This is a genomic window from Streptomyces sp. NPDC001270, assembly GCF_042896695.1.
Lineage (GTDB): Bacteria > Actinomycetota > Actinomycetes > Streptomycetales > Streptomycetaceae > Streptomyces.
On record NZ_JBIAXM010000038.1, the window covers coordinates 25,292 to 50,532 of the forward strand.

General features: G+C 72.2%; 21 protein-coding genes, 1 other RNA gene and 1 pseudogene. 10 read left to right on the forward strand and 13 right to left on the reverse strand.

The window, feature by feature from the left end:
• Window positions 1–116 precede the first annotated feature (116 nt).
• The 3 genes from ACFY2B_RS38885 to ACFY2B_RS38895 form a co-directional block, all read right to left on the reverse strand.
• Entirely contained in the window at window positions 117–1,100 is a 984-nt protein-coding gene (locus ACFY2B_RS38885; RefSeq protein ID WP_390767770.1) for an N-acetylmuramoyl-L-alanine amidase, read from the reverse strand.
• Between the two features lie 22 nt (window positions 1,101–1,122).
• Window positions 1,123–1,773, reverse strand: coding sequence for a class I SAM-dependent methyltransferase (locus ACFY2B_RS38890; protein WP_390767771.1), 651 nt, complete (start codon window positions 1,771–1,773; stop codon window positions 1,123–1,125).
• Between the two features lie 156 nt (window positions 1,774–1,929).
• A complete protein-coding gene (locus ACFY2B_RS38895) occupies window positions 1,930–3,660 on the reverse strand; it encodes an MFS transporter (protein ID WP_390767772.1) in 1,731 nt (576 codons plus the stop codon).
• A 193-nt stretch (window positions 3,661–3,853) separates the two neighbouring features.
• On the opposite strand from ACFY2B_RS38895, the gene ACFY2B_RS38900 reads away from it, so the two are divergent.
• The 3 genes from ACFY2B_RS38900 (at window position 3,854) to ACFY2B_RS38910 (ending at window position 7,183) form a co-directional block, all read left to right on the forward strand.
• Window positions 3,854–5,041: a lipid-transfer protein gene (locus ACFY2B_RS38900; RefSeq protein ID WP_390767773.1), complete on the forward strand. Its 1,188-nt coding sequence runs from the start codon at window positions 3,854–3,856 to the stop codon at window positions 5,039–5,041.
• Window positions 5,042–5,145: 104 nt separating this feature from the next.
• On the forward strand, window positions 5,146–6,588 hold the full coding sequence (locus ACFY2B_RS38905; protein ID WP_390767774.1) for an MFS transporter: 1,443 nt from the start codon (window positions 5,146–5,148) through the stop codon (window positions 6,586–6,588).
• Between the two features lie 127 nt (window positions 6,589–6,715).
• Window positions 6,716–7,183 carry a DUF1348 family protein gene (locus ACFY2B_RS38910; protein ID WP_390767775.1) on the forward strand — a complete coding sequence of 156 codons (468 nt, stop codon included), beginning with the start codon at window positions 6,716–6,718 and terminating at the stop codon, window positions 7,181–7,183.
• A gap of 9 nt (window positions 7,184–7,192) precedes the next feature.
• On the opposite strand, the gene ACFY2B_RS38915 is transcribed toward ACFY2B_RS38910, so the two are convergent.
• The 4 genes and pseudogenes from ACFY2B_RS38915 to ACFY2B_RS38930 all read right to left on the reverse strand — a co-directional run.
• Window positions 7,193–7,834 carry a response regulator gene (locus ACFY2B_RS38915; RefSeq protein WP_390767776.1) on the reverse strand — a complete coding sequence of 214 codons (642 nt, stop codon included), beginning with the start codon at window positions 7,832–7,834 and terminating at the stop codon, window positions 7,193–7,195.
• Between the two features lie 124 nt (window positions 7,835–7,958).
• Window positions 7,959–9,404 carry a sensor histidine kinase gene (locus ACFY2B_RS38920; protein WP_390767777.1) on the reverse strand — a complete coding sequence of 482 codons (1,446 nt, stop codon included), beginning with the start codon at window positions 9,402–9,404 and terminating at the stop codon, window positions 7,959–7,961.
• A 149-nt stretch (window positions 9,405–9,553) separates the two neighbouring features.
• Window positions 9,554–10,273, reverse strand: a complete 720-nt coding sequence (locus ACFY2B_RS38925; protein WP_390767778.1) for an ABC transporter permease — start codon at window positions 10,271–10,273, stop codon at window positions 9,554–9,556.
• A gap of 191 nt (window positions 10,274–10,464) precedes the next feature.
• Window positions 10,465–11,355 (reverse strand): annotated as a pseudogene (locus ACFY2B_RS38930) (ABC transporter ATP-binding protein); the annotation flags it as partial.
• A gap of 426 nt (window positions 11,356–11,781) precedes the next feature.
• On the opposite strand from ACFY2B_RS38930, the gene ACFY2B_RS38935 reads away from it, so the two are divergent.
• Genes ACFY2B_RS38935 through ACFY2B_RS38945 form a run of 3 tightly spaced genes read left to right on the forward strand, consistent with a single transcriptional unit; the run spans window position 11,782 to window position 14,706 of the window.
• Window positions 11,782–12,642, forward strand: coding sequence for a MaoC/PaaZ C-terminal domain-containing protein (locus ACFY2B_RS38935; RefSeq protein WP_390767779.1), 861 nt, complete (start codon window positions 11,782–11,784; stop codon window positions 12,640–12,642).
• A 29-nt stretch (window positions 12,643–12,671) separates the two neighbouring features.
• A complete protein-coding gene (locus ACFY2B_RS38940; RefSeq protein ID WP_390767780.1) occupies window positions 12,672–13,748 on the forward strand; it encodes a Zn-dependent alcohol dehydrogenase in 1,077 nt (358 codons plus the stop codon).
• Between the two features lie 19 nt (window positions 13,749–13,767).
• Complete coding sequence (locus ACFY2B_RS38945) at window positions 13,768–14,706, forward strand: 3-oxoacyl-ACP reductase (protein WP_390767781.1); 939 nt, start codon at window positions 13,768–13,770, stop codon at window positions 14,704–14,706.
• Window positions 14,707–14,793: 87 nt separating this feature from the next.
• Here the strand turns inward: ACFY2B_RS38945 and ACFY2B_RS38950 are convergent, their stop codons facing one another.
• Together ACFY2B_RS38950 and ACFY2B_RS38955 are read right to left on the reverse strand one after the other, a co-directional pair.
• Window positions 14,794–14,946, reverse strand: coding sequence for a hypothetical protein (locus tag ACFY2B_RS38950; protein ID WP_376526118.1), 153 nt, complete (start codon window positions 14,944–14,946; stop codon window positions 14,794–14,796).
• A gap of 95 nt (window positions 14,947–15,041) precedes the next feature.
• Window positions 15,042–16,346: a hypothetical protein gene (locus tag ACFY2B_RS38955; protein ID WP_390767782.1), complete on the reverse strand. Its 1,305-nt coding sequence runs from the start codon at window positions 16,344–16,346 to the stop codon at window positions 15,042–15,044.
• 186 nt (window positions 16,347–16,532) lie between these two features.
• On the opposite strand from ACFY2B_RS38955, the gene ACFY2B_RS38960 reads away from it, so the two are divergent.
• From ACFY2B_RS38960 to ACFY2B_RS38970, 3 genes are read left to right on the forward strand one after another with little or no spacing between them, the layout of a single operon-like run.
• Window positions 16,533–17,432 carry a Nif3-like dinuclear metal center hexameric protein gene (locus ACFY2B_RS38960; RefSeq protein WP_390767783.1) on the forward strand — a complete coding sequence of 300 codons (900 nt, stop codon included), beginning with the start codon at window positions 16,533–16,535 and terminating at the stop codon, window positions 17,430–17,432.
• Complete coding sequence (locus tag ACFY2B_RS38965; protein WP_390767808.1) at window positions 17,429–18,172, forward strand: zinc ribbon domain-containing protein; 744 nt, start codon at window positions 17,429–17,431, stop codon at window positions 18,170–18,172. Before ACFY2B_RS38960 ends, ACFY2B_RS38965 begins: the two co-directional genes overlap by 4 nt.
• Before the next feature lie 12 nt (window positions 18,173–18,184).
• Window positions 18,185–19,399 (forward strand): bifunctional RNase H/acid phosphatase, encoded by a 1,215-nt coding sequence (locus tag ACFY2B_RS38970; RefSeq protein WP_390767784.1) that lies wholly within the window; start codon window positions 18,185–18,187, stop codon window positions 19,397–19,399.
• A 76-nt stretch (window positions 19,400–19,475) separates the two neighbouring features.
• On the opposite strand, the gene eda is transcribed toward ACFY2B_RS38970, so the two are convergent.
• Both eda and yaaA read right to left on the reverse strand, forming a co-directional pair.
• On the reverse strand, window positions 19,476–20,102 hold the full coding sequence (gene eda, locus ACFY2B_RS38975) for a bifunctional 4-hydroxy-2-oxoglutarate aldolase/2-dehydro-3-deoxy-phosphogluconate aldolase (RefSeq protein ID WP_390767785.1): 627 nt from the start codon (window positions 20,100–20,102) through the stop codon (window positions 19,476–19,478).
• A gap of 131 nt (window positions 20,103–20,233) precedes the next feature.
• Entirely contained in the window at window positions 20,234–21,016 is a 783-nt protein-coding gene (gene yaaA, locus ACFY2B_RS38980) for a peroxide stress protein YaaA (RefSeq protein WP_390767786.1), read from the reverse strand.
• 171 nt (window positions 21,017–21,187) lie between these two features.
• Between yaaA and rnpB the strand changes: the two genes are divergently transcribed.
• An RNA gene (rnpB, locus tag ACFY2B_RS38985) (RNase P RNA component class A) lies at window positions 21,188–21,599 on the forward strand.
• Window positions 21,600–22,230: 631 nt separating this feature from the next.
• Here rnpB and ACFY2B_RS38990 read toward each other — a convergent pair.
• Both ACFY2B_RS38990 and ACFY2B_RS38995 read right to left on the reverse strand, forming a co-directional pair.
• On the reverse strand, window positions 22,231–24,099 hold the full coding sequence (locus ACFY2B_RS38990; protein WP_390767787.1) for an FG-GAP-like repeat-containing protein: 1,869 nt from the start codon (window positions 24,097–24,099) through the stop codon (window positions 22,231–22,233).
• Window positions 24,100–24,196: 97 nt separating this feature from the next.
• On the reverse strand, window positions 24,197–24,679 hold the full coding sequence (locus ACFY2B_RS38995) for a hypothetical protein (protein WP_390767788.1): 483 nt from the start codon (window positions 24,677–24,679) through the stop codon (window positions 24,197–24,199).
• Window positions 24,680–25,241 lie beyond the last annotated feature (562 nt).

The following is a 25,241-nucleotide window of genomic DNA, read 5'->3' on the forward strand; positions in this document are numbered from 1 at the left end:
CGCTGTCGCCGTGTCGCCCTCGGGGCCCGGTGTGCAGCAGCGGGGGGCGGCCCCTCGTCGTAGGGACCATATCGTCCATGCGATCACGCTGTCCGCCCGGTGTGGCGCGCGGAACCCTACCTGCGCAGGAAACTCATGATTCCCTCAGAGATGCCCTCCGCCGCCTTCTGCCGCCAGGCGCCGCTCGTCAACTCCGCCGCGTCCTTGCTGTCGCGCATGTTGCCGCACTCGATGAAGACCTTCGGAACCGTTGACAGATTGAGACCGCCCAGATCCTCGCGGGTGACGAGGCCCGTGCCGCCGCCGACGTAGTTGGCGGGGGCGCTGCCCGTCGCGCGGACGAAGTTGCCCGCGATCCGCTCGCCGAGGTCGCGGGAGGGGCCGACGATCGGGCGGGTGTCGGCACCGCCCGCGTGCACGGCGCCGGGCAGGATGACGTGGAATCCGCGGTTGCCCGTGGCCGAGCCGTCCGCGTGGATCGAGATCGCCGCGTCCGCGTGCGCGGTGTTGCCGATCCGGGCGCGCTCGTCCACGCACGGCCCCCATGGCGGGTCGTCGTGGTCATGGGTCAGCTTCACCGTGGCGCCCTGCTGCTCCAGCAGGGTGCGCAGCCGGTGCGAGACGTCCAGGGTGAACTGCGCCTCCGGGTAGCCGTCGTTGGTGGACGTGCCCGTGGTGTCGCATTCCTTGGCGTTCGTGCCGATGTTCACCTTGCGGTTGATTTCGGCCGTGTGCTGGAAGTTGCCCGGATTGTGCCCCGGGTCGATGACGACCACCTTCCCCGCGAGCGGCTCGGAGCCGGTGGCGGCCGGTGCCGCGGGCGTCGGTTTGGCGTCGTCGCGCGGGGAGCCGGAGGAGTCCGGCGCGCCGGACGACGCCGACGAGCGCCCGGAGGCGGCGGACGCCGCGGAGGAGGCCGAGGACGCCGGTGGCGTGGCCGCGCCGCCCGCGGCGGCGGAGCCGTCCGAGCCGCCCACCGCCTCGTACACGAGCCAGCCGGCCAGCGCGCCCGGTACCAGGGCGGCCAGCGCGACCGTGAGCGGTGCGCGCCGTGAGCGGCGCGGTTGCTGGGGTTCGAAGTCGGGGCCTAGGTAGGACACGGGTGCGACTCTAACGTGGGGCTCAGATCCCCGCCCCCGTTCGCCGCAGCACACGCAGCGAGCCGTGGCCCGCGCTCTCGCTGAACGCGCCGGATTCCAGCGCCCGGAGGTAGACCCGGTACGGGGCCTGGCCGGTGAACTCGTCCGCCGGGTCGGGGAAGACATCGTGGATGACGAGCAGTCCGCCCTGGGTCAGCCGGGGGGCCCAGCCCTCGTAGTCGGCGCCGGCGTGCTCGTCGGTGTGCCCGCCGTCGATGAAGACGAGACCGAGCGGGGAGGTCCACAGGGCGGCGATCCGCGGCGAGCGGCCGACCAGGGCGATCACGTGCTCCTCGAGACCCGCCCGGTGCAGGGTCCGGCGGAACGCGGGCAGCGTGTCCATCAGACCGACCTCGGGGTCGACCGTCTCCGGGTCGTGGTACTCCCAGCCCGGCTGCTGCTCCTCGCTGCCGCGGTGGTGGTCCACGGTGAGCGCCTGCACACCGTGCTGCCGTGCGGCGTCCGCGAGCAGGACCGTCGAACGCCCGCAGTAGGTGCCGACCTCCAGCAGTGGCAGCCCCAGCCGTCCCGCCTCCATGGCCGCCGCGTACAGCGCGAGCCCCTCGTCCCGGGGCATGAACCCCTTCGCCGCCTCGAACGCGGCCAGGATCTCGGGCTTCGGCGCGGCGGGCATGGCGGTCCTCTCGGTCGGTCGGCCACCCGGGTCCGGGTGCGGAGGTGCGGGCCGGTGTGCGGTTCCGTACGGGCGCTCATGCTGCCGCACCCCCCGGCGCGGGGCGACGGGGGGTGCGGCGGTGCCGGTTCTGGGCGGTGCCGCCCGGCGGCGGACTCAGGCGGGGACGGTCTCGCCGGGGAGGGCGAGGTCCAGGTCGACCGGGCGGTCGTCGCCCGTGTGGGTCGCGGAGGAGGCGTGCGGGCCGTGGCCCGCGGCCCGCGCCGCCAGGACGTAGGGGCCCTCGGCGGGCACGGCGAGCGCGTAGCTGCCGTCCTCCGCGGAGACGGTGGCGCCCGCCTGCCGGCCCCGGCGGTCTATCAGGGTGACCTTGGCGCGGGCCACCGGGGCGCCGTCGGCGCCCACGACCCGGCCGCGGAAGCCGCGCAGCACCTGCTCGGCGTGCTTGAGGTTGGCCTCCTCCTGGCTGCTCGCGCGCAGTTGCGACGTGCGGTGGGGCTTCGGCAGGAACACTGCCAGGACGAGCCCCACCGCCACCGCGGCCGTCGCGATCAGGAAGGAGACACGGAAGCCGTGCATGGTCGGGATCGCGACGCCGCCCACGTTGTTCGCCGTGTTGGCCAGCACCATGCCGATGACGGCGCTCGACACGGACGTACCGACGGACCGCATCAGGGTGTTGAGCCCGTTGGCCGCGCCGGTCTCCGAGGCCGGGACCGCGCCGACGATCAGCGCGGGCAGCGAGGAGTAGGCGAGGCCGATGCCCGCGCCGATGATCACCGAGATGACGGCGCTCTGCCAGGCGGCGCTCATCAGGCCGAGGCCGGCGCCGTAGCCGACCCCGATGATCAGCATGCCGAGAATCAGGGTGGTCTTGGGGCCGTACTTCGCGGACAGCCGGGCGTAGACGGGTGCCGTGAACATCATCGTCAGGCCGAGCGGCGCCACCAGCAGACCCGCGACGACCATCGACTGGCCGAGGCCGTACCCGGTGGACTTCGGCAGCTGGAGCAGCTGGGGCAGGACCAGTGAGATGACGAAGAAGGAGACCCCGACCATGATCGAGGCGAGGTTGGTGAGCAGGACCTCGCGGCGGGCGGTGGTGCGCAGGTCGACGAGGGGTGCCTTGACGCGCAGTTCCATCAGGCCCCACAGCAGCAGCACCACGACGGCCGCGCCGAACAGGCCGAGCGTCCTGCCGGACGACCAGCCCCAGTCGCTGCCCTTGGTGACCGGCAGGAGCAGCAGGACCATGCCCGCGGACAGGCCGAGCGCGCCCGGCAGGTCGAAGGTGCCGGAGGCCCGCATCGGGGACTCGGGCACGGTGAGGAGGATGAGCAGGATGGCGAGGACGCCGAGGCCGGCGGCACCGTAGAACAGGGCGTGCCAGTCGGTGTGCTGGGCGACCAGGGCCGCGGCGGGCAGCGCGAGGCCGCCGCCGACGCCGATGGACGAACTCATCAGGGCCATCGCCGAGCCGAGCCGTTCGCGCGGCAGCATGTCGCGCATCAGGCCGATGCCGAGCGGGATCGCACCCATCGCGAAGCCCTGGAGCGTACGGCCCACGATCACCGTGATCAGCTGGCTGGTGACCGCGCTGATCAGCGCGCCGATCACCATCACCGCGAGGCTGGATATCAGCATCCGCCGCTTGCCGTACAGGTCGCCGAGGCGGCCCATGATCGGCGTGGCCACGGCGCCGGACAGCAGGGTCGAGGTCAGAACCCAGGTGGCGTTGCTCGGCGAGGTGCTCAGCAGCTGCGGCAGGTCCTTGACGACCGGGACGAGCAGGGTCTGCATCACCGCGACCACGATGCCTGCGAAGGCGAGGACGGGGACCACGGCCCCGCTCGCTCTCCGGGGGTGCTGGTCGTTCGTGTGCGTCATGAAGTATGGCCTCCGGGCCGGAAGGGAGAAGTCGGTCGATGAACCGCGCGGGATGGGTGCTTGGTGAACCTCGTATGCGCGGGCAACTATTCCGTCGCTTCGAGCCCTGACGGATCCTTGACCTTCCCATGGGGAACTGATTCTCCGTCAGGGGGATGGCCTCTGAGTGGAACACGTTCTAATCTGACGCGTCATGAAGGTCTATGTGGCCGGGGTCGGGATGACCAGGTTCGAGAAACCCGAGACCCGTGACTGGCAGTACTGGGACATGGCGCGGGAAGCGGGCGGCGTCGCGCTCGCCGACGCCGGAATCACCTACTCCGAAGTAGAACAGGTTGCTGTCGGCTACTGCTTCCAGCCCTCGACGGCCGGTCAGCGCGCCGCCTACGAACTCGGACTGACCGGCGTACCCGTCTACAACCTGAACAACAACTGCGCCACCGGCTCCACCGCGCTGATGCTGGCACGCCAACTCGTCGAGGGTGGTGTCTGCGACTGCGTCCTCGCGCTCGGCTTCGAGAAGATGAAACGCGGCGCGCTCGGCTCAGGGGCCGACGGCGGGGACTTCGCCACCTCCCCGGTCGCCCGCCACTACGGCGTGATGGCCGCCCGGCACGGCTTCGAACAGACCCCGCCGACCGCCCAGATCTTCGGCGACGCGGCCCGCGAACACATGGAGCGGTACGGCACCACCGAGGCACAGCTCGCCGCCGTGGCCGCCAAGAACCACCGGCACTCCGCGCACAACCCGAACGCCCAGTTCCAGGACGTGTACGAGGTCGCCGACGTGCTAGCCGCCCGCACCGTGCACCGGCCGCTGACCAAGCTCCAGTGCTCGCCGACCTCGGACGGCGCGGCGGCGGCCGTGGTGGTGTCCGAACGGTTCGCCGAACGGCACGGGCCGGCCGGACTCGTCGAGATCGCCGGGCAGGCCATGACCACGGACACCGAGGAGTCCTTCGCGTCCGGCTCCTGCATCGACGTGGTCGGCCAGCCGATGTCCCGCACGGCGGCCCGGCAGGCGTACGAGAAGGCCGGACTCGGCATCGACGACGTGGACGTGGTGGAACTGCACGACTGCTTCTCCGTCAACGAACTGCTGACGTACGAGGCACTGGGCATGTGCGCGCCCGGGGAGTCCGGCGAACTCGTCGAGTCCGGCGCCACCACCTACGGCGGCCGATGGGTGGTGAACCCGTCGGGCGGCCTGATCTCCAAGGGGCACCCGCTCGGCGCCACCGGCCTCGCCCAGGTCGCCGAACTGGCCTGGCAGGTGCGCGGCGAGGCGGGGGAACGGCAGGTGCCCGGGGCGCGGGTCGGCCTGGCGCACAACATCGGACTGGGCGGCGCCGCGGTGGTGACCCTGGTGCGGGCGGTGTGAGCGGTGCGAGCGGGCCCGCGGACGCAGGCCGGACGACCTAGGCACACCCCCGGACACACGTGGTCCGAAATTCCGATGGAAAGGACCGTAACCGGCTTGAGAACATGACGCCCATGCTCGAAGCCGCTGACCCCACCCGAATACGCACCCGGACCGCACCCGCCACCTGGCTGGTCGTGGCACTCGCCTGCGCCGGACAGTTCCTCGTCGTGCTGGACGTGTCCGTGGTCAACGTGGCGCTGCCGTCGATGCGCACCGACCTGGGGCTGAGCGGTCCGGGACTCCAGTGGGTCGTGAACGCGTACGCCATCGCCTTCGCCGGGTTCATGCTGCTCGGTGGACGCGCCGGTGACCTGTACGGACGCAAGCGGATGTTCCTCGTGGGGCTCGGCCTGTTCACCCTGGCCTCGCTGGGCGGCGGGATCGCCCAGGACGGCTGGCAGTTGCTGCTCGCGCGCGCCGCGCAAGGACTGGGCGCCGCCGTGCTCGCGCCCGCGACGCTGACCCTGCTGACCGCGGCGGTGCCGGAGGGCCCGGCCCGGGCGCGGGCCGTGGCCACCTGGACCGCGGTGGGCGCGGGCGGCGGGGCCGCCGGCGGACTGGTCGGCGGGGTGCTGGTGGACGTGCTGTCCTGGCGGTGGGTGCTGCTCATCAACGTGCCCGTCGGCGCGCTGGTGCTGGCCGGCTCCCTGCTCTGGCTGGTGGAGAGCCGCGCGGGGGACCGGCACCGGCTGGACCTGCCGGGCGCACTGCTGGTCACGGCGGGCCTCGCGACCCTGGCGTACGGCATCGTGCAGACCGAGTCCGAGGGCTGGACGGCCGCGGCCACCCTGGTGCCGCTGCTCGCCGGGCTGCTGCTGCTCGGGCTGTTCCTGCTGGCCGAGGCGCGGGCGAGCGTGCCGCTGATGCCGCTGCGGCTGCTGCGGCAGCGGCCGGTGGCCTCCGCGAACGCGGCGATGCTCGTGTCCGGTTCGGCCATGTTCTCCATGTGGTACTTCATGACCCTGTACGCGCAGAACGTGCTCGGCTACTCGCCGCTGGAGGCCGGGTTCGCGCTGGTGCCCAGCTCGCTGGCGGTGGTGATCGGCTCGAAGCTGGCGCCGCGCCTCATGCCCGTGCTCGGACCGCGGAACGTGGCGGTGCTCGGGACCGTGGTGGCCATGGCCGGGTTCGGCTGGCAGTCGGCGATGAGCCCGCACGGGGCGTACGCGACGGAGATCATGCTGCCCGGCGTGCTCATGATGCTCGGGGCGGGCCTCGCCGCCACCCCGCTCGCCTCGCTGGCCACCTCGGGGGCGGCGCCCGGCGACGCCGGTCTGGTCTCCGGCCTGATCAACACCTCGCGCACGATGGGCGGTTCGCTGGGACTCGCCGTCCTGTCGACCGTCGCCGCCGGCCGCTCCGCGGGCGGCTCGACCCCGCAGGCGCTGACCGACGGCTACGCTCTCGCCTTCCGCACGAGCGCGGTCATGCTGCTGGGCGCGGCGGTGCTGATCCTGCTGTGGCTGCCGCGGAGGACGCCCGCGCCGGCGCCGTCCCTGGGCTGAAGGGGCGGACCCGGCCGCGGGTTCTGGCGCGGGCCGTTGCCACGACCGGCCGGCCGGTATGGAATGAACCGCCGAACACACCCGGCCGGTGCCGGGTGCCGCATCCGTGCCGCCCAAGGAGACGACCATGGCCGCGAGGCCCCCTGTGCCCCCGTTCACCCGGGAGACCGCGGTCGAGAAGGTCCGCCTGGCCGAGGACGCCTGGAACACCCGGGACCCCGAGCGAGTGTCCCTCGCGTACACGGTCGACAGCCGCTGGCGCAACCGCGGCGAGTTCCTCGACGGCCGCGAGGAGATCGTCGCCTTCCTCACCCGGAAGTGGACCAGGGAGCAGGACTACCGGCTCATCAAGGAGCTGTGGGCGTTCGAGGGGAACCGCATCGCCGTGCGCTTCGCCTACGAGTGCCACGACGACACGGGCAACTGGTTCCGCTCGTACGGGAACGAGAACTGGGAGTTCGACGAGGAGGGCCTGATGCGGGTCCGCCTGGCGAGCATCAACGACCTCCCCATCAGGGAAACGGAACGCAAGTACCACTGGCCCCTCGGCCGCCGGCCCGACGACCACCCGGGCCTGAGCGACCTGGGCCTGTGACGCCGCTGGTCACAGCCAGCCCTGCTGACGGGCCTCCCGTACCGCCTCCATGCGGTTGCGGGTGCCCGTCTTGCCGATGGCCGCGGAAAGGTAGTTGCGGACCGTCGACTCCGACAGGTGGAGCTTCGCCGCGATGTCCGCGACGGTCGCGCCGTCCACCGACGCCTTCAGCACCTCGCACTCCCGGCCGGTCAGCGGACTCGGCCCGGCGCTCAGCGCGGCGGCGGCCAGCGCCGGGTCGACCACCGTCTCCCCGGCGAGCACCCGCCGGATCGCCACCGCCAGGTCCTCCACCGGCCCGTCCTTGACCAGGAACCCGGCCGCCCCGGCCTCCATGGCCCGGCGCAGATAGCCGGGCCGGCCGAACGTCGTCAGGATCAGCACCCGGCAGTCGGGCACCTGCTCGCGCAGCTCGGCCGCCGCGTCCAGCCCGCTCATGCCCGGCAGTTCGATGTCGAGGAGGGCGACGTCGGGCCGGTGGCCGAGCGCGGCATCCACGATCGCGTCGCCCGCGGAGACCTGGGCCACCACCTCCAGGTCGCCCTCCATGCCGAGCAGCAGGGCCAGCGCGCCGCGCATCATGCCCTGGTCCTCGGCGAGGAGAACTCTGGTGCGCCTGGCCAGGCGGCGCTCCTGCGGCATCTCGTTCATGAAGGACAGGCTAGGCGGGGCGCCTGCCGGAACGCGCCCGGCGGGGCGGGGCGCGCAGCTCGGCGCGCGGGACGCGGTACTCGTCCGGTGTGCGCGGCACGCCGTCCGGCGCCCGGCCCGGCGGTCAGCGCGCGCCGGGCACCGCGACCGCCCCGACGCTCGACAACTCGGCCGGTTCCACCGGGAGTTCGGCGGTGACCGCGAAGCCGCCGCGCGGCGCGGGGCCGGCCCGCAACGAACCGCCCGCCGTGGCAAGCCGCTCGGTCAGCCCCGTCAGCCCGGTACCGCCGATGCCCGGCCGGCCGATGCCCTGCCGGACCCGGTCACCGCCACCGGCTCCCTTCCGCGCCACACCGGCCGACGCGCCCGCGTCCGTGCCGTCGCCCGCGCTCCTGCCGTGGTCCGTGCCCGTGCCTCCGCCCGCATCGTCGCCCGCGTCCACCCCCGTGCCGTCGCCCGCGCCCGTCCCGTCGCCCGCCCCCGTGCCGTTGTCCGTGACCGTGAGCCGGACCCGCTCCGCGGCGGAGTCGACCGCGATCTCGCAACGGCTCGCGTCGCTGTGCCGTACGACGTTGGTGACCGCCTCGCGGACCACCCAGCCCAGCAGCGCCTCCGCCTGCGGGGCGAGCGGGGTGCCGGACTGCCGGACCACCGGCTCCACGCCCGCCGCGGACAGCGCCGAGCGGGCCCGGTCCAGCTCGGTGGCGAGGCTGCCCTCCCGGTAGCCGGTCACCGCCTCGCGGATCTCGGTCAGCGCCTGCCTGCCGACCGACTCGATATCGCCGATCTGGGTCAGCGCGGCGTCCATGTCGCGCGGCGCCAGCCTGCGGGCCGCCTCCGACTTCACCACGATCACCGACAGCGTGTGCCCGAGGAGATCGTGCAGGTCACGGGAGAAACGCAGCCGCTCCTTCTCCACGGCGCGGCGGGCCAGCTCCTCACGGGCGGCGCGCAGCTCCCGCACGGCCTCGGCGAGGGAGAGTATCGCCGCCGTCACCATCGTCGACAGGAACGTGCCGTAGGCGATGGTCACCCCGTCCGAGCCGTCCCGCAGCCAGGACACCACGCCCGCGTACCCGGCCAGCAGCAGCCCCGCCCGGCCCAGCCACGGACCGCGCAGGGTCGCCCCCGTCGCCAGGCCGAGCAGCGGGAAGAACATCAGCCAGCTGCCGCCGTACCCGATGGCCAGGACGCTGGTCACCAGGGCCATCAGCCCCAGGGCGACCCGGGTGGCCGGCTCCGCGCGCCGCGCTTTGTCGAAGGAGCGGAAGGTCACGTAGATGTAGAGGGAATTGAAGGCGAGCAGGCCCAGCGCGCCGACCCACGGGTCGGAGGTCTGCCCCTGGAGGAGGTTGGACAGGGCGCCCATCCCCATCAGCAGCCAGGGCAGCAGGGCGAACCCGGTGGGCGGCGGGCCCGGATGCTCGGGCACCCGCCCGGTCCCGCGGGCCGCCCTCCGCTCGGCCTTGAAGCGCGCCATCTCCGCCTTCCACTGGGCCCGCTCCACCTGCCAGTCGCCGACCTGGCAGGCCGCGCCGCGCCACCACTTCATCCCCTTGCCCCCGTTCATGGTCCTGCCCCCGTTCATGGTCCTGCCCCGGATCGGAAAGTCCGCTCGGAAAGTCCGCTCGGAAAGTCCGCTCGGAAAGTCCGCTCGGAAAGTCCGCTCGGAAAGTCCGCTCAGAAGGTGCGTTCAGAAGGTGCGTTCAGAAGGTCCGTTCAGACGGTCCGCGCCCCACGGCGGTACGACAACACGGCGTACGCGCCGAACGCCATGACCCAGGCCACCAGTACGAGAACGGCACCGAGGGCCGGGGCGTGTCCGTCCGCGACCGAGACGCCGAGCCCGGCGAAGCGGTTCGAGGGTGTCCAGGCGGACACGGACCGCAGCCAGCCGGGGAAGAGGGCGACGGGGAACCACAGGCCGCCCAGCACCGCCAGACCCAGGTTGCACACCATGTTCGCCACGCCCGTGGCCGGTCCGGTCAGCCGGTAGCCGTTGCCGAGGCCGAGCAGCGTGAAGGGGATCGAGCCGAGCCACAGCAGCAGTGCGATCGCCGCCCACTGCCACAGCCGCAGCCGTACCCCGTTGACCAGGCCGCCCGCCGCGAGCACCGCGACGATCGCGGGCAGCACGGTCACCGCGCCGGTCAGTGCCCGACCGGTCACCACCTCGCGCGGGGTCATCGGGGTCACCCGCAACTGGCGCAGCCAGCCGACCGCCCGGTCCTCGGCGACCGCGCCGCCCGTGTTCAGCGCCGAGCCGACCGCGCCGTACGCGGCCATGCCGACCATGCCGGTGGTCCGCCAGCCGGTGTCGTCGCCCCCGCCGAGGTTGGTGAACAGCAGGTACATCATCACCGGCATGACGATCCCGCCGATCACGAACCCGGTGTCGCGCAGCGTCCGGCGCACCTCAAGACGCAGGTAGTGACCCATCACATGGCCTCCGTCGCGGAGCGGGCCGCCGCCGACGACGGCACGGATTCCCCTGTCGGCACGGTTTCCGCCGTCCAGCCGGTTTCCCCTGTCGGCACGGGCTCCGCCATCGACCCGGTTTCCGCCGGTGGCACGGTTTCCGCCGTCCCCGTCCCCGTCCCCGTCCGCACGGCCGCCGAGTCGTCCGGCGCCGACCGCGCGGTGAGGGCCAGGAACGCGTCGTCCAGTGAGGCCGGGGCCACCTCAAGGCCGCGGATCGCGCCGAGCCCGGCCAGGGCGATCACGGTCGCGTCGGAGTCGTCCGTACGCAGCCGCGTCCGGCTCCCGCGCACCTCCACCGACCGCACCCCGGGCAGCAGGGCCAGCTCGTCCGGCGAGAGCCCGGCCGACTCGATGCCGACCAGGCTGCCGCCCGCCGCCCGGCGCAGTTCGTCGCCGGTGCCGTCCGCGACGATCCGGCCGCGGTCCACGACCACGATCCGGTCGGCGTGCGCGTCCGCCTCCTGGAGGTAGTGGGTGGAGAACAGCACGGTGCGGCCCTGGCGCGCGTACGCCCGCATCGACTCCCAGAAGGACTGCCGCGCCGCCACGTCCAGGGCGGCGGTCGGCTCGTCCAGGACCAGCAGCGCGGGATCGCCGCACACCGCGACCGCGAACCGCACCCGCTGCGCCTGCCCGCCGGACAGCCGGTCCACCCGCCGCCCGGCCAGCCCAGCGATCCCGGCCAGCTCCAGCGCCCGCGCCACCGGCATCGGGGCCGGATAGCGGGAGGCGACGAAGGAGACCAGTTCCCCGACGGTGACCCGGGGGACCGCCCGGCCCTCCTGGAGCATGGCGCCCACCCGGCCCGCGCGTACGGAGCGCTCCGGTGCCGCCCCGAACAGCCGGACGGTACCCGCGTCCGGCTCGTGCAGGCCGAGCAGCAGCCCGATCGCGGTGGACTTCCCGGCGCCGTTGCGGCCCAGCAGCGCCACGCTCTCACCGCGCCGGATCTCCAGATCGATACCGTCGACGGCGCGGACCTCGCCGTACTTCTTGACCGCCCCCGTGAAGGACACGGCGGTGTGTTCCGTCTGTGTCATGCCTACGACGGTACGGATCCGCGCGCGGGCCCGGCAGAGGCGCTTGTACGGACCCGGGCAGGACAAATGTCACGGCCGGACCGGGGCGGGGCGGTGCCCGAGGAGACGGCGAGACCCGCCCGAGGAGGACGTGCGGTCCGCCCGACGTGCATGGCCCCGGCGCACCGGTGTGAATACCGCGGCCCGCGGATCCGACAGATCTGACGATGCGTCAGCCTTCACAAGTGTCGTGTGCTGGGCTATACAGGGGGCGCCGAGCTGGAACGCGTTCTGGACCGGCCCGTGACGACCTCGGTGCGGTCGACGGTGCGGACGGCCGCGCCGGGGTCTTGCAACCGCGGCCGACCGCGGTCCACCACCGTCCCGGCCATTCGTGCCGGCCACCCGGCCCGGCCACCCGTGCCGGCCGCCAGTGTCAGGAGCCGTATGCCCATCGACGCAGCCAAGGCCCTCGCCGCCGAACCACGCTCCGGGCAGATCACCTGGGACCACAAGGACGTCCAGCTCTACCACCTCGGCATCGGGGCAGGACGCCCCGCCACCGACCCGGACGAGCTGCGGTACACCCTGGAGTCCCGGCTGCACGTCCTGCCCAGCTTCGCCACCGTCGCGGGCAGCGGCGCACCCGGCGTGATCAGCGGCCTGTCCATGCCCGGCATCGAGGTCGACCTCGCCCGCGTGCTGCACGGCGGCCAGTCGCTCACCGTGCACCGGCCCATCCCGGTCGAGGGCACCGCCACCGCCACCAACCGGATCGCCGCCGTCTACGACAAGGTCAAGGCCGCCATCCTCGTCCTGCGGACCGAGGTCGCCGACGCCGACGGACCGCTGTGGACCAACGACGCGCAGATCTTCCTGCGCGGCGAGGGCGGCTGGGGCGGCGACCGCGGCCCCTCCACCCGGCTCGAACCACCCGCCGGCGAGCCCGACCGCACCGTCGAGCGCGCCGTCCGCGAGGACCAGGCCCTGCTCTACCGGCTCTCCGGCGACTGGAACCCGCTGCACGCCGACCCCGAGTTCGCCAAGCTCGCCGGGTTCGACCGGCCCATCCTGCACGGGCTGTGCACCTACGGCATGACGCTCAAGGCGGTCGTCGACACCCTGCTCGACGGCGACGTGACCCGGGTCCGCAGCTATGTCACGCGCTTCGCCGGAGTGGTCTACCCCGGCGAGACACTGCGCATCCGCATGTGGCGCCGGCCGGGTGCGATCCGGGTCGCCGTGAGCGCCGCCAGGGGGACGGACGACGCCCCCGTCCTCGCCGACACCGTCGTCGAACACAGCTGAGCCAGACCGTAGTCGAGGGGAGCCGCACCATGCGCGCAGCCGTACTGCACGAGATCGGCCAGGAGAAGCTGGAGGTCCTCGACGACGTCGAGGCGGTGGGCTTCGGCCCCGGCAAGGTGAGGGTGCGGGTGCGCGCCACGGGGCTGTGCCACTCCGACCTGTCCGCCATGAGCGGGGTGCTGCCGCAGCCGGGACCGTTCGTGCCCGGACACGAGGGCTCGGGCGAGATCCTCGAAGTCGGCGAGAACGTCACCACCCTGAAGCCCGGCGACCGAGTGGTGATCTGCTGGCTGCCCGCCTGCGGCGCCTGCCCCGCCTGCCGGCGCGGCCAGACCCAGCTGTGCCTGGCCGGGTTCATGAACGCGGGCACCCCCAACTTCAAGCGTTCCGGCGCCGATGTCTTCGGCTTCGCGGGCACCGGCACCTTCGCCGAGGAGGTCGTGGTCGACGCGGGCTGCGCGGTACCGATCCCGGACGACGTGCCCTTCGACATCGCCGCGCTCATCGGCTGCGGGGTGACCACCGGCCTCGGTGCCGCGCTCAACACCGCGGACGTGGCGGCCGGTTCGTCGGTCGCCGTGATCGGCTGCGGCGGTGTCGGCATCTCGGCGATCCAGGGGGCCCGGCTGAAGGGCGCGGCGGAGATCGTCGCCGTCGACCCGGTCGCCGCGCGCCGCGAGTCCGCGCTGCGCTTCGGCGCCACCCGGGCCGTACCGCCCGAGGGGCTGGCCGACGCCAAGCAGGACGTCACCGGCGGCGAGGGGTTCGACTACGTCTTCGAGGTCGTCGGCCGCTCGGCCACCGCCCGCACCGCGTACGAGAACACCCGGCGCGGCGGCACGCTCGTCGTGGTCGGCGCGGGCGCCATGGACGACTTCCTCCAGCTCAACATGTTCGAGCTGTTCTTCGACGAGAAGCGCATCCTGCCCTCCATGTACGGCGGCGGCGACGTGCTGCGCTCCTACACCCGCGCGATAGCGCTGTGGCGGGCGGGCCGGATCGACCTGGAGGGCCTGATCACCCACCGGGTGCCGCTGGCCGAGATCAACGAGGCCCTGGACCAGATGCGCACGGGAACGGCCCTGCGCACCTGCATCGAAATCTGACCTGGGGAGCCGTAGCCGTATGTCACTGCCACTCGAAGGCCGGTCCGCCGTCGTCACCGGTGCCGGACGCGGACTGGGCCGGGCCGAGGCGCTGGAACTCGCCCGGCTCGGCGCCGCCGTCGTCGTCAACGACTACGGGCAGCCGGGCCGCGAAGGACTCGGCGCCGCCTCCGCCGCGCCCGCCGAGCAGGTCGCCGCCGAGATCCGCGCGGCGGGCGGCCGGGCGGTCGCCCACACCGGCGACGTCGCCGACTTCGCGCAGGCCCAGGAGCTGACCGGGCTGGCGATCGACACGTTCGGGACCCTGGACATCCTGGTCAACAACGCCGGGATCCTACGGGACCGCATGGTCTTCTCCATGTCCGAGGACGAGTGGGACTCGGTGATCCGGGTCCACCTCAAAGGCCACTTCAACACCACCCATTTCGCGGCCGCGCACTGGCGGGAACGGTCCAAGGCGGCCGGCGGGCCGGTCTACGGGCGGATCGTGAACACCTCCTCGGAGGCGTTCCTGGCCGGTTCGGCGGGCCAGCCCAACTACGCCGCGGCCAAGGGCGGGATCGTCGGCCTGACCACCTCCACGGCGCTGGCCCTCGCCAAGTACGGCGTGACGGCCAACGTGATCTGCCCGCGGGCCCGGACCCGGATGACCGAGGACGTCTTCGCCGGCTTCGCCGTGCCCGACGCGGGCCTGGACCCGCTGGCGCCCGAGCACGTCGCCCCGCTCGTCGGCTATCTGGCCTCGCCCGCGGCCGGCCGGGTCAACGGACAACTGCTCGTGGTGCACGGCGGCATGGTCGCGGTCGTCGAACGGCCGCGGGTCCAGGCGAAGTTCGACAGCAAGCAGGACACGTTCAGCTACGACGAACTGGACGCGCTGCTCACACCGCACTACGCGGACCGGCCGGCGGGGGAGACGTTCGCGGCGGCGGAGGTGCTGGGGCTCAAACGCGGGTGACGACACGTGTGACCCGGCAGCGTGGGCGACACACAGGAAAGGGGGCCTGCCGTCGGCCGACGGCAGGCCCCCTCCTCGCGTACCCCGTCAGGCCGCCGATTCGGCCGGCTCCGGCTTGCGGTGACGGCCGCTCGGGGCCGACTCGCCGTCCTTCGACGCGCCCGGACCCCGGTGCTTGCCGTGTCCGTCGGTCTCCTGAGAGTCAGCCGACAGCGGCTGCGTGGTGCTGGTGTCGCTCATCGGAAGAATTCACCCCGTCAACATCATTTTCGTACAACCGGGCGAGTTTAACCGGCACACCTCGGGGCGGATCCAGGCGGGCACACCAACCGGCACTACTTCGTTACAAGACGCGCCAACGGAGCCTGCTGAAGGGGGACGGGGCGGGGCACAACCGGTTGTTGAGGCTCCGGTTCCGCCGTAGGCGGGGCCGAGGCCGGGCCATGGGACGCCGTCGAGTCCACGGAGCGCGCCGGGTCCGTGAAGCCTGCCGAGTCCCTGGAGTCCATCGAGCCCGTCGCGTCCCTGGCGCCCGTGGAGTCCGCCGTCGTCGGGGAGCCCGCGGAACCCGGGGAGCCAAGGGAACCCGAAGAGGTGAGCGGGGTCTTCCTCGCTCCCGCGGGCACCGTCAGCCGCGCCAGCCCGCACGGCACCTCCGCCGTCGCGTACGGCAGCAGCAGCACCCCGTCCTCGGTCCACCGCCCGGCGCCCGCCAACCAGCCGGCGGGCGCCGGGAGATGGCACACCTGCCGCAGCGCGGGCCGCCACACCCCGACCCAGCTGCCCAGCGGGCCGTCGACGCGCAGCGCCACCGCGCAGCGCTCCGGCGTCAGCACCTGCCCCGGCTGGATCGCGAACGGCGTCACCACGCAGTCCGGCATCCGCAGGCTCTCCGGGAAGCGCACCGGCAGCGTGCTGCCCAACACGCCCCAGCCCAGCCGTTCCCGGCCCGGCGAGGGCGCGTCCGACGCGATGAGCAGCAGCCCGCTGTCCGGATCGGCGAGCAGCAGCCGGTCGTCGCTGTCGGCCGCGATCTGCAGCAGCGGCGACACCTCGCCGGCGCGCTCCAGGTCCACCACGACCGCCTTGGTGAGCCCGCCCGCCTCCCGGTCCAGCGCCAGCAGCCGCCCCGTGCCGTCCAGCCAGGCGCCGCCCGAACAGCGCCCCGGCACCTCGGCCAGGCGTTCGGGCCCGAAGGCGCCGCCCGCCACCAGCCACACCGTCGTGGACCGCGGGCCGACCGCCAGGGCGTAGGCGCGCGTGCCGCCCGGGGCCGGCGGCAGCAGCCGCAGCCGGGTGCCCGCCGCCGGGCACTCCACGGCGCCGAGCGGCAGTTCGCCGGTGTCCGGCCCGGTCGGGTACAGCAGCGAGAACAGATGCCGCTCGGCCGCCGTCCGGTGGATGAGGACCCGCCCGTCGCCCATCGGCTGCACCTCGGTGCCGGGCTCCTCCGGCTGATGGCCGGGCAGCGGCACGGCGTACGGCTCGGGGCCGTCCAGCGTCCAGCGCTCCGGGAACCAGGAGCCGTCGTCCAGCGCGAGCCGGGCGGCGTAGGCGCCGTCCGCCGTGATGGTGCAGCCCGCCGCCGGGTCGCCGTCGTACGCGTCGGCTGCCGAGGGTTCGATCGCACACGCCGTCATCGTTCGGTCACCTCCGGCGACGAACGTAGTTTTCGCACGCACAGGCGTGGCACCGACGAGCGGCCTCTTCACACATAAGGATGGCCGCGCAGCGGTTCGCCTGAGGAAACGCGGACGGCTGTGCTGCCGGGCCCGCGCCGCCGGAGCCGATAGGTCCCCGCAGAACAGGCAGGTAGCCTTTCCCCCGTGCCCCGTCTGTCTGAAGTCATCGCCGCGCTGGAGAACCTGTGGCCCGCCGGGCGTGCCGAGTCCTGGGACGCGGTCGGCACCGTCGTGGGCGATCCCGACCAGGAGGTCGGCCGGGTCCTGTTCGCCGTGGACCCGGTGCGGGACGTCGTGGCCGAGGCGGTGCGGCTCGGCGCCGACCTGCTCGTCACCCACCACCCGCTCTATCTGCGCGGTACGACGACGGTCGCGGCCGGCACCGTCAAGGGCCGGGTCGTGCACACGCTGATCAAGAACGACATCGCGCTGCACGTCGCCCACACCAACGCCGACACCGCCGACCCGGGCGTCTCCGACGCGCTGGCCGGGGCGCTGGACCTCCGGGTCGTACGCCCCCTCGTGCCGGACCCCGCCGACCCGGCGGGCCGCCGGGGCCTCGGCCGGGTCTGCGAACTCGACCACCCCGTCACCGTGCGCGAACTGGCCGCCCGCGCCGCCGAGCGGCTGCCCGCCACCGCGCAGGGCATCCGGGTGGCCGGCGACCCCGAGGCACTCGTCCGCACGGTCGCGGTCAGCGGCGGCTCCGGCGACAGCCTCTTCGACCAGGTGCGGGCGGCCGGTGTCGACGCCTTCCTCACCGCCGACCTGCGCCACCACCCGGCCTCCGAGGCCGTCGCCGAGACCCCGCTCGCGCTGCTCGACGCGGCGCACTGGGCCACCGAGTGGCCCTGGTGCGAGCTGGCCGCGGCCCAGCTCGACGAGATCTCCGACCAGCACGGATGGGACCTGCGCGTGCACGTCTCGAAGACGGTCACCGACCCCTGGACCGCCCACGCGGCGTCCCACCCGTCGCCCACCACCGCCCGTCCACAGAGCGCCCCGAGCGCCTCCTCCTCTCACTCACCGGGAGCCCCCAACTGAACGCAGCGCCCGCCGATCAGATCCGACTCCTCGACGTCCAGGGCCTCGACGTCCGCCTCCAGCAGCTGGCGCACCGGCGGAAGTCGCTGCCCGAGCACGCCGAGATCGAGTCGCTGACCAAGGACCTCACCCAGCTGCGCGACCTGCTCGTGGCCGCGCAGACCGAGGAGAGCGACTGCGCCCGCGAGCAGACCAAGGCCGAGCAGGACGTCGACCAGGTGCGCCAGCGCGCCGCCCGCGACCAGCAGCGCCTCGACTCCGGCGCGGTCACCTCCCCGAAGGACCTGGAGAACCTCCAGAAGGAGATCGTCTCCCTCGCCAAGCGCCAGGGCGACCTGGAGGACGTCGTCCTGGAGGTCATGGAGCGGCGCGAGGGCGCGCAGGAGCGGGTGGCGGAGCTGACCGGACGGGTCGCCTCCGTACAGGCGAAGATCGACGACGCGAACGGCCGCCGGGGCGCCGCGTTCGAGGAGATCGACGGCGAGGTGGCGACGGTGACCAAGGAGCGCGAGGTCATCGCCGGTTCCGTCCCCGCCGACCTGCTGAAGCTGTACGACAAGCTGCGCGAGCAGCAGGGCGGCATCGGCGCGGCCAAGCTGTACCAGCGCACCTGCCAGGGCTGCCGCCAGGAGCTGGCCATCACCGAGCTGAGCGAGATCCGTTCCGCTGCGCCGGACACGGTGGTGCGCTGCGAGAACTGCCGCCGCATCCTGGTGCGTACGGCCGAGTCGGGTCTCTAGGGGGCCCCGGGCGTGCGGGAGTTCATCGTCGAGGCGGACGGCGGGTCGCGCGGCAATCCGGGACCCGCGGGCTACGGCGCCGTGGTGCTCGACGCGGCGACCGGCGAGGCGCTGGTGGAGGCCGCCGAGTACATCGGCGTCGCCACCAACAACGTCGCCGAGTACCGGGGGCTGCTGGCCGGTCTGCGGGCCGCGCGCGACCTCGACCCCGGCGCCGCCGTCCACGTCCGGATGGACTCCAAGCTCGTCGTGGAGCAGATGTCGGGCCGCTGGAAGATCAAGCACCCCGACCTGAAGCCGCTCGCCGTGCAGGCGGCCGGAGTCCTGCCGGGCGACCGGGTCGACTACGAGTGGATCCCCCGGGAGCGCAACAAGCACGCCGACCGGCTGGCCAACGAGGCGATGGACGCGGGCCGTCGCGGCGAACAGTGGTCGCCGTCGCAGTCGACGGCCGCGCTGGACGCGGGACCGGCCCCGGACGCGGTACCGACTCCGGACGCCGGAACCGCCGTACGCGGACCCGGCGTCGCGGCTGCGGGAGCCGATCTGCGGGCCGCGCGGGCGGTGGCCACGCCGAGCGCCGGGTGGGCGCCCGCCGACCTCGGCGCGCCGTCCACCTTCGTGCTGCTGCGGCACGGCGAGACCCCGTTGACCCCGCAGAAGCGGTTCTCCGGGAGCGGCGGCAGCGATCCGTCGCTGTCCGAGACCGGCCGGGAGCAGGCACAGCGGGCCGCCGCGGCCCTGGCCCGGCGCGGCACCGTCGAGGCGGTCGTGTCGTCACCGCTGGCCCGGACCCGGCAGACCGCCGGGATCGTCGCCGCCCGGCTGGGCCTCGCGGTGGCGGTCGAGGACGGGCTGCGCGAGACGGACTTCGGCGCCTGGGAGGGGCTGACCTTCGGCGAGGTGCGCGAGCGCCACCCGGACGACCTGAACGCCTGGCTGACCGACCCCGCGGCGCGGCCGACCGGCGGCGGCGAGAGCTTCACGGCGACCGCCGCGCGCATCGCCGCCACCCGCGACGAACTGGTCGCCGCGTACCCCCGCCGCACCGTCCTGCTGGTCACCCACGTGACCCCGATCAAGACCTTCGTACGCCTGGCCCTGGGCGCCCCGCCCGAGTCCCTGTTCCGGATGGAGCTGTCGGCGGCGTCGCTGTCGGCGGTGGCGTACTACGCGGACGGGAACGCGAGCGTACGGCTGTTCAACGACACATCCCACCTGCGCTGAGCACCCCGCGCCCGGCCGGGCGGCACGCGGTGGGCCCGAGTCCGGCCGAGGGGCACGCGAGGGCCGGCCTTCCGCCTCACGCGGCCGACCGCAGCCCCGCCGCCTCCCGGGCCAGTGCCTCGATCCGCCGCCAGTCCCGGGCCGCCACCGCGTCCTCCGGCACCATCCACGTACCGCCCACACAGCCGACGTTGGGCAGGGCCAGGTACTCCGGGGCGTTGGCCGGGCCGATCCCGCCGGTGGGGCAGAAGCGGGCCTGCGGCAGCGGACCGGCCAGCGCCTTCAGATACGCCGTGCCGCCCGCCGCCTGCGCCGGGAAGAACTTCATCTCCCGCACCCCGCGCTCCAGCAGCGCCACCACCTCCGACGTGGTCGACACCCCCGGCAGGAACGGCACCCCGGACCCGGCCATCGCGTCCAGGAGCGCTTCCGTCCAGCCGGGGCTGACGAGGAACCCCGCCCCGGCCGCGCACGCCTGTGCCGCCTGGGTGCGGGAGAGGACCGTTCCGGCGCCGACCACCGCCTCGGGAACCTCGGCGGTGACGGCCCGGATCGCGTCGAGCGCGGCAGGCGTCCGCAGCGTCACCTCGATCGCGGGCAGCCCGCCCGCGACCAGCGCCCGCGCGAGCGGTACGGCGTCGGCGGCGTCCGGCAGCACGACCACGGGCAGGACGGGCGCGAGATCCAGCGGTGATGAGGGCATGCCGCTCATCCTGCCCGCGGCGCGCACCATGCACAATGGCCGTTGCGTATGGTGCAACGCAGCCGCGCGCCGAACGCCCACAGCGCACCCCGAGCCCGGCCCCGGGCGCCGACAGCACGCCCCGCGCGGCCTCAGTGCACCTCGGTGACCAGCACGTCCAGCGCCCAGGCCCGGTCCGCCCGCGCGGGTGGCTGCGCCTCCACCACGTACCCGAGATCCCGCAGCGCCGCCACCAGCTCACCCGGACCCTTGGGTGCGGCCCCGGACGACAGGAGACTGCGGACGATCCGCCCCTTCGTCGCCTTGTTGAAGTGGCTGACGACCTTCCGGGTCGGCGCGTGCAGCACCCGCACGCTCGCGGTCCGGCCCGCGACCTCGCCCTGCGGCTTCCACGCGGCGGCGTACGCGGTGGAACGCAGATCCAGCACCAGCCCGGCGCCGGCCACCGCGGGCAGCACGTCGGCCAGCGGACCGCGCCAGTGCGCGCCCAGCGCACCGAGGCCCGGCAGCCGCACACCCATCGAGCAGCGGTAGGACGGGATCCGGTCCGTCACCCGCAGCGCACCCCACAGTCCGGAGAAGACCAGCAGCGAACGCGCCGCGCGCCGTTTCGCGGCGGCGTCCAGGGAGGCGAGGCCGAGGGCGTCGTACAGCACACCCGTGTAGATCTCCCCGGCGGGCCGCGCGCCCGCGGTGCGCAGCCCGGCGTTCTTCGCGACCTCGCCGCGCAGCCCCTCGCTCAGCCCGAGCACCTCGCACGCCTTGGCCTCGTCACCCGCGCACAGCTCGACCAACTCGTCGAGGACGGCGGCCCGGGCGGCGGACAGCCCCGGCAGGGACAGCGACTCCGGCTTCAGCGCGGCGCCACGGCCGGACGCGGCCTTGCCTTCGGACGGCGGCAGCAGGACAAGCAACGCGTACTCCTTCTCTCGCTCTCCGCGCCAGCGTACGGGCACGGCGCAGGCAGACCCACGCCCACCGCGCGCCGCGCCTCGACCGGCGCCGCGCGCCGCGCCGGTCGAGGCGCTGGACGCGGGCCGGTCCGTGCCGCCCCGCACGCCCGGTACCATGGTCGACACGGCAGACGAGCCGGGCGGACGGCCGCGTGGAGCCCTTGACAGGGCTTCCCGAGGAACGTCCGGACTCCACAGGGCAGGGTGGTGGCTAACGGCCACCCGGGGCGACCCGCGGGACAGTGCCACAGAGAACAGACCGCCGGGGACCGTATCCGTACGGGCCTCGGTAAGGGTGAAACGGCGGTGTAAGAGACCACCAGTGCCCAGGGTGACCTGGGCAGCTAGGTAAACCCCACCTGGAGCAAGGTCAAAAGGAGCGCCGTGAAAAGCGCTCTGCGCGGACGTTCGAGGGCTGCCCGCCCGAGTCCGCGGGTGGACCGCACGAGGCCGGCGGCAACGTCGGCCCTAGATGGATGGCCGTCTCCCGGCCGGCCGCGAGGCCGACCGGTGACAAAATCCGGCGTACAGCCCGACTCGTCTGCCGCTCCTTTTTCCGCAGGTCAGAGGCCATGTTCACTGGCTAAACAAACGCTCGGGGTCGAATCCGGGGCGAATTCGGGCTGTGGGTATCGTCGTTTCTATCTGCTGCCCACCCGTCATATCCGGGCATTCCGGGTGTCAAATGTGGTCCGGTGCCGCTCTGTAGCAGACATCTCGGACTCTGGTGCACTCGGAAATATACGTACGAGGTGTCCTCTTGCTGGCCTGCTCCGGCTGAACTTGAGCGCCGATGGTGCGTCCTCTGGCAGTTCGGCCGTTCAGTCGGGCAGCACGTCGACGGGGGGTAGCGGTGCCGCGCTGGCGTACACCGCGCACTCAGCAGTTCAGACCTTGCGGAGGGGGCGGAGGTTACCGGCCAGTAACGCCGTTTCTGGGTTCAGTCGTACCCGGTCCCGTACCTGACCCGGTGTACACCTGAACCGCCATGCTTCCTGTGGCCGGCGTCCCGGCAGTGGCCAGCACGGCCGCCGTCGTCCTCAAGGCCGGCCACGGACAACTGCTCGCCGGCCGGCATTGCGTCTGACCGCTGACGACGTCGATGCCCAGGAACTCGCCGTGATCCTGTGCGACTCCCGGGCATCGACGTACTCGGAGGTGTTCTGTGGGGGCTGTTACTGGATTGTGCTGTCCCAGTCCCGGTGCGGGCTCGTCATGGAGTCGCCTGTGCTGGTGAAGTTCCACAGGCCTTGGCGGGTCCGGCCGTCGGAGGTGGCGCCGTAGTCGTAGAAGATGGCCATGTCGGACTTGCCGTCACCGCTGGCGTCTCCGGAGAGGGGCTGGCTCAGGTTCCAGTTCCAGCTGGTGGGATCGCTGTCCCACACGATCTTCGGTGCCTGGAGCGTGGTACCGGTGCTGGTGAAGACCCACAGCTTGGTGCGGAATTTGTTGTCCGTCGCTCCGTAGTCGTAGAGGACGCCGATGTCGGTTTTGCCGTCGCCGTTGTAGTCGCCGGAGGTGACCTTGCTGGAGTCCCAGTTCCAGCTCATGGTGCCGCTGTCCCAGGCGACCGTCGGTGGGTTGAAAGCGGTGCCGGTGCTGGTGAAGGCCCACCACAGCTTGGAGTGGTTCTTGCCGTCGGCGGTCTGGTCGTAGTCGTAGAGGACGGCGATGTCGGTTTTGCCGTCACCGTTGTAGTCGCCGGAGGTGAGCTTGCTGCGGTCCCAGTTCCAGCCGGTGGTGCCGCTGTCCCAGGCGACCGTCGGTGCGTTGAAAGCAGTGCCGGTGCTGGTGAAGACCCACAGCTTGGACTGGAACTTGCCGTCGGCGGTCTGGTCGTAGTCGTAGAGGACGCCGATGTCGGTTTTGCCGTCGCCGTTGTAGTCGCCGGAGGTGAGCTTGCTGCGGTCCCAGTTCCAGCTCATGGTGCCGCTGTCCCAGGCGACCGTCGGTGCGTTGAAAGCGGTGCCGGTGCTGGTGAAGACCCACAGCCTGGTGCGGAACTGGCCGTCGGTCTGTCCATTGTTGTAGAGGACGGCGATGTCGGTTTTGCCGTCGCCGTTGTAGTCCCCGGAAGTGAGCTTGCTGGACGACCAGGTCCAGCTGGTGGCACCGCTGTCCCACACCACGCGGGGTGCACGGAAGGTCGTGCCGTCACTGTTGAACACCCACAGGCTGCTCTGGGCACGCCCCTGGGCGTCCCTGCCGTAGTCGTACAGGGCTGCGACATCGGACTTGCCGTCGCCGTCGAAGTCACCGTCGACTGTCTGGGCCTGCTGCGGCAGGGACCGGACCTGCTGCAGCCATGCGTTCAGATCGTCGACGCGGGTACTGACGGCCCCGTTGCGTACTTCGGCTTCGTCGATACCCCAGCATCCGCTCTGCCAGGACTTGCTGTTGACGGCGATGAGTTCGCTCTTGCCGTCTTTTTCACGAAGCAGCGGACCACCGGTGTCGCCGGCACAGAGGGCATCGTCGCCCTGCCCGGTCACGGCCAGTTGGCTGGGGTCGACCGCGTCGACGGTGAAGATGCCGGTGTGCAGCTTCGTCGGCGACCACTCTGTCTTGGTCCGTCCGAAACCCAGGGCCTTGACCGTGTCTCCGGCAACCGGCGGTGCGGTGGCCAGAGTGACGGGGGTGATGCCCTGAGCAGGTGTCGCGAGCCGGGCCATGACCAGGTCGCGTCCCGGGGAGGGGACGAGCTCGGTGACCGTGGTGACGAGGCCGCCGGTGGAGGCGAGATCGCTGCGGCCGACGGTGACCGTGACGGGCTTGGCCGGTTTGCCGGCGGGAGGTGTGGCCCCGGATGCGGGGTTGTCCACGAAGCACGAGCCGGCGGAGACGACCCACTGGGGATCGACGAGCGTGCCTGAACAGACGCGGTCGCCGCTGCCGATGTCCAGGCGAGCGGTGAAGGCGTAGCTGCCGCCGGCGGCCGCGCTGCCAGTAGTGGCCTGTGCCGGAGCGGCCGTGAAGGCGCAGGCGACCGCGCCGGCTATGAGCAGACTGCTCGTCAGGGCAGCGCGAATGCGGGGTCTGGGCATGGAAGAACTCCGAAGATGCGGAAGTCGCGTGCGGTGCAGCCATGCGGCGGCACCGCACGGCTGATGCCGAACGGTGAGGTGGAGAAGGCAGGACAGGTCAGGCGGTGACACGCAGTTCGATCAGCATGGTCGGTTTGCCCGAGGCGCCGGACTCGCCGTAGCCGGTGAAGTCGTTGGCACGCGCGTTGATGACGGTGGTGGTCCCGTCGTCCTCACGGATGGTGGTCTTCACCGGGTCCGCCGAAGTCCAGATGCCGTAGGCCTGGGGGATCTCAAGAGTCAGGAAGGCAGGCTTGGCCGTGATGTCGAAGCAGAAGTCCTGCTGACCCGTCCGGCTCATGATCTGGATGTCCTCGCTGCCGTCGCAGGACGTCATGACCATGTGACCATCGCCGCGTTTGAGGAGGGCACCCGTTTCTTCCCGGATCTGGGCCGCGCCCGGGTAGTTGAAGTCCTCGATGGCATAGGGCATATCGCCATCGGCTGAAATCGCAGACGTTGCTGTGCTGTCGTTGTCGGCGTAGGCCACGCCCAGCGTCGTCGCGAACGCGGTAAGAGCTGAAATCGCAATGCCCAGCAACGCCCTGCGATATGAGATATCACCACAGTGAGCCTTTCAAAAGGGCAAAAAAGATAAAGGGACGGTTTTGTAGGGAGCGATAATCAAGTAAAGGATGCATTAAGTGTGTACATAGCGTAATTCATCCTGCACAGTGAATCCAGACCAGACCCACAGATTATTCGTCCAGTCTTCAGCCTCTGTTGACCAAGGGGCTGGCATAGATGCCCGCAATATCGGACACATGCGAAGAGGGCGGGCATCATTGATCATCGGTGAAGCGGAGTCCCATTCCTTTCGATCCTGGTCGGCTTGCAAAGGTAAAATGATGTGTGCACATCAATCCGGATCCTGTTTCTGTTATCTGCCGGTTGCTGGGCATGACATGCGGTGTACGATCAGGCGGCTCTAACGGGTGGAAAACCGCAGGCGATCGCTCTTGTGGCGACGAGAAAGGGGCATTTCTTGAATTTGCGCCCTGTCGTTGCTGTGGTGCCTGCATGTTTATCTTGTTGGGCTTTTCTTCAACCACGAGGGAGTCGCTGAGTGAGACGGCGTATACCCTCCCGGACTGTTAGTTCGG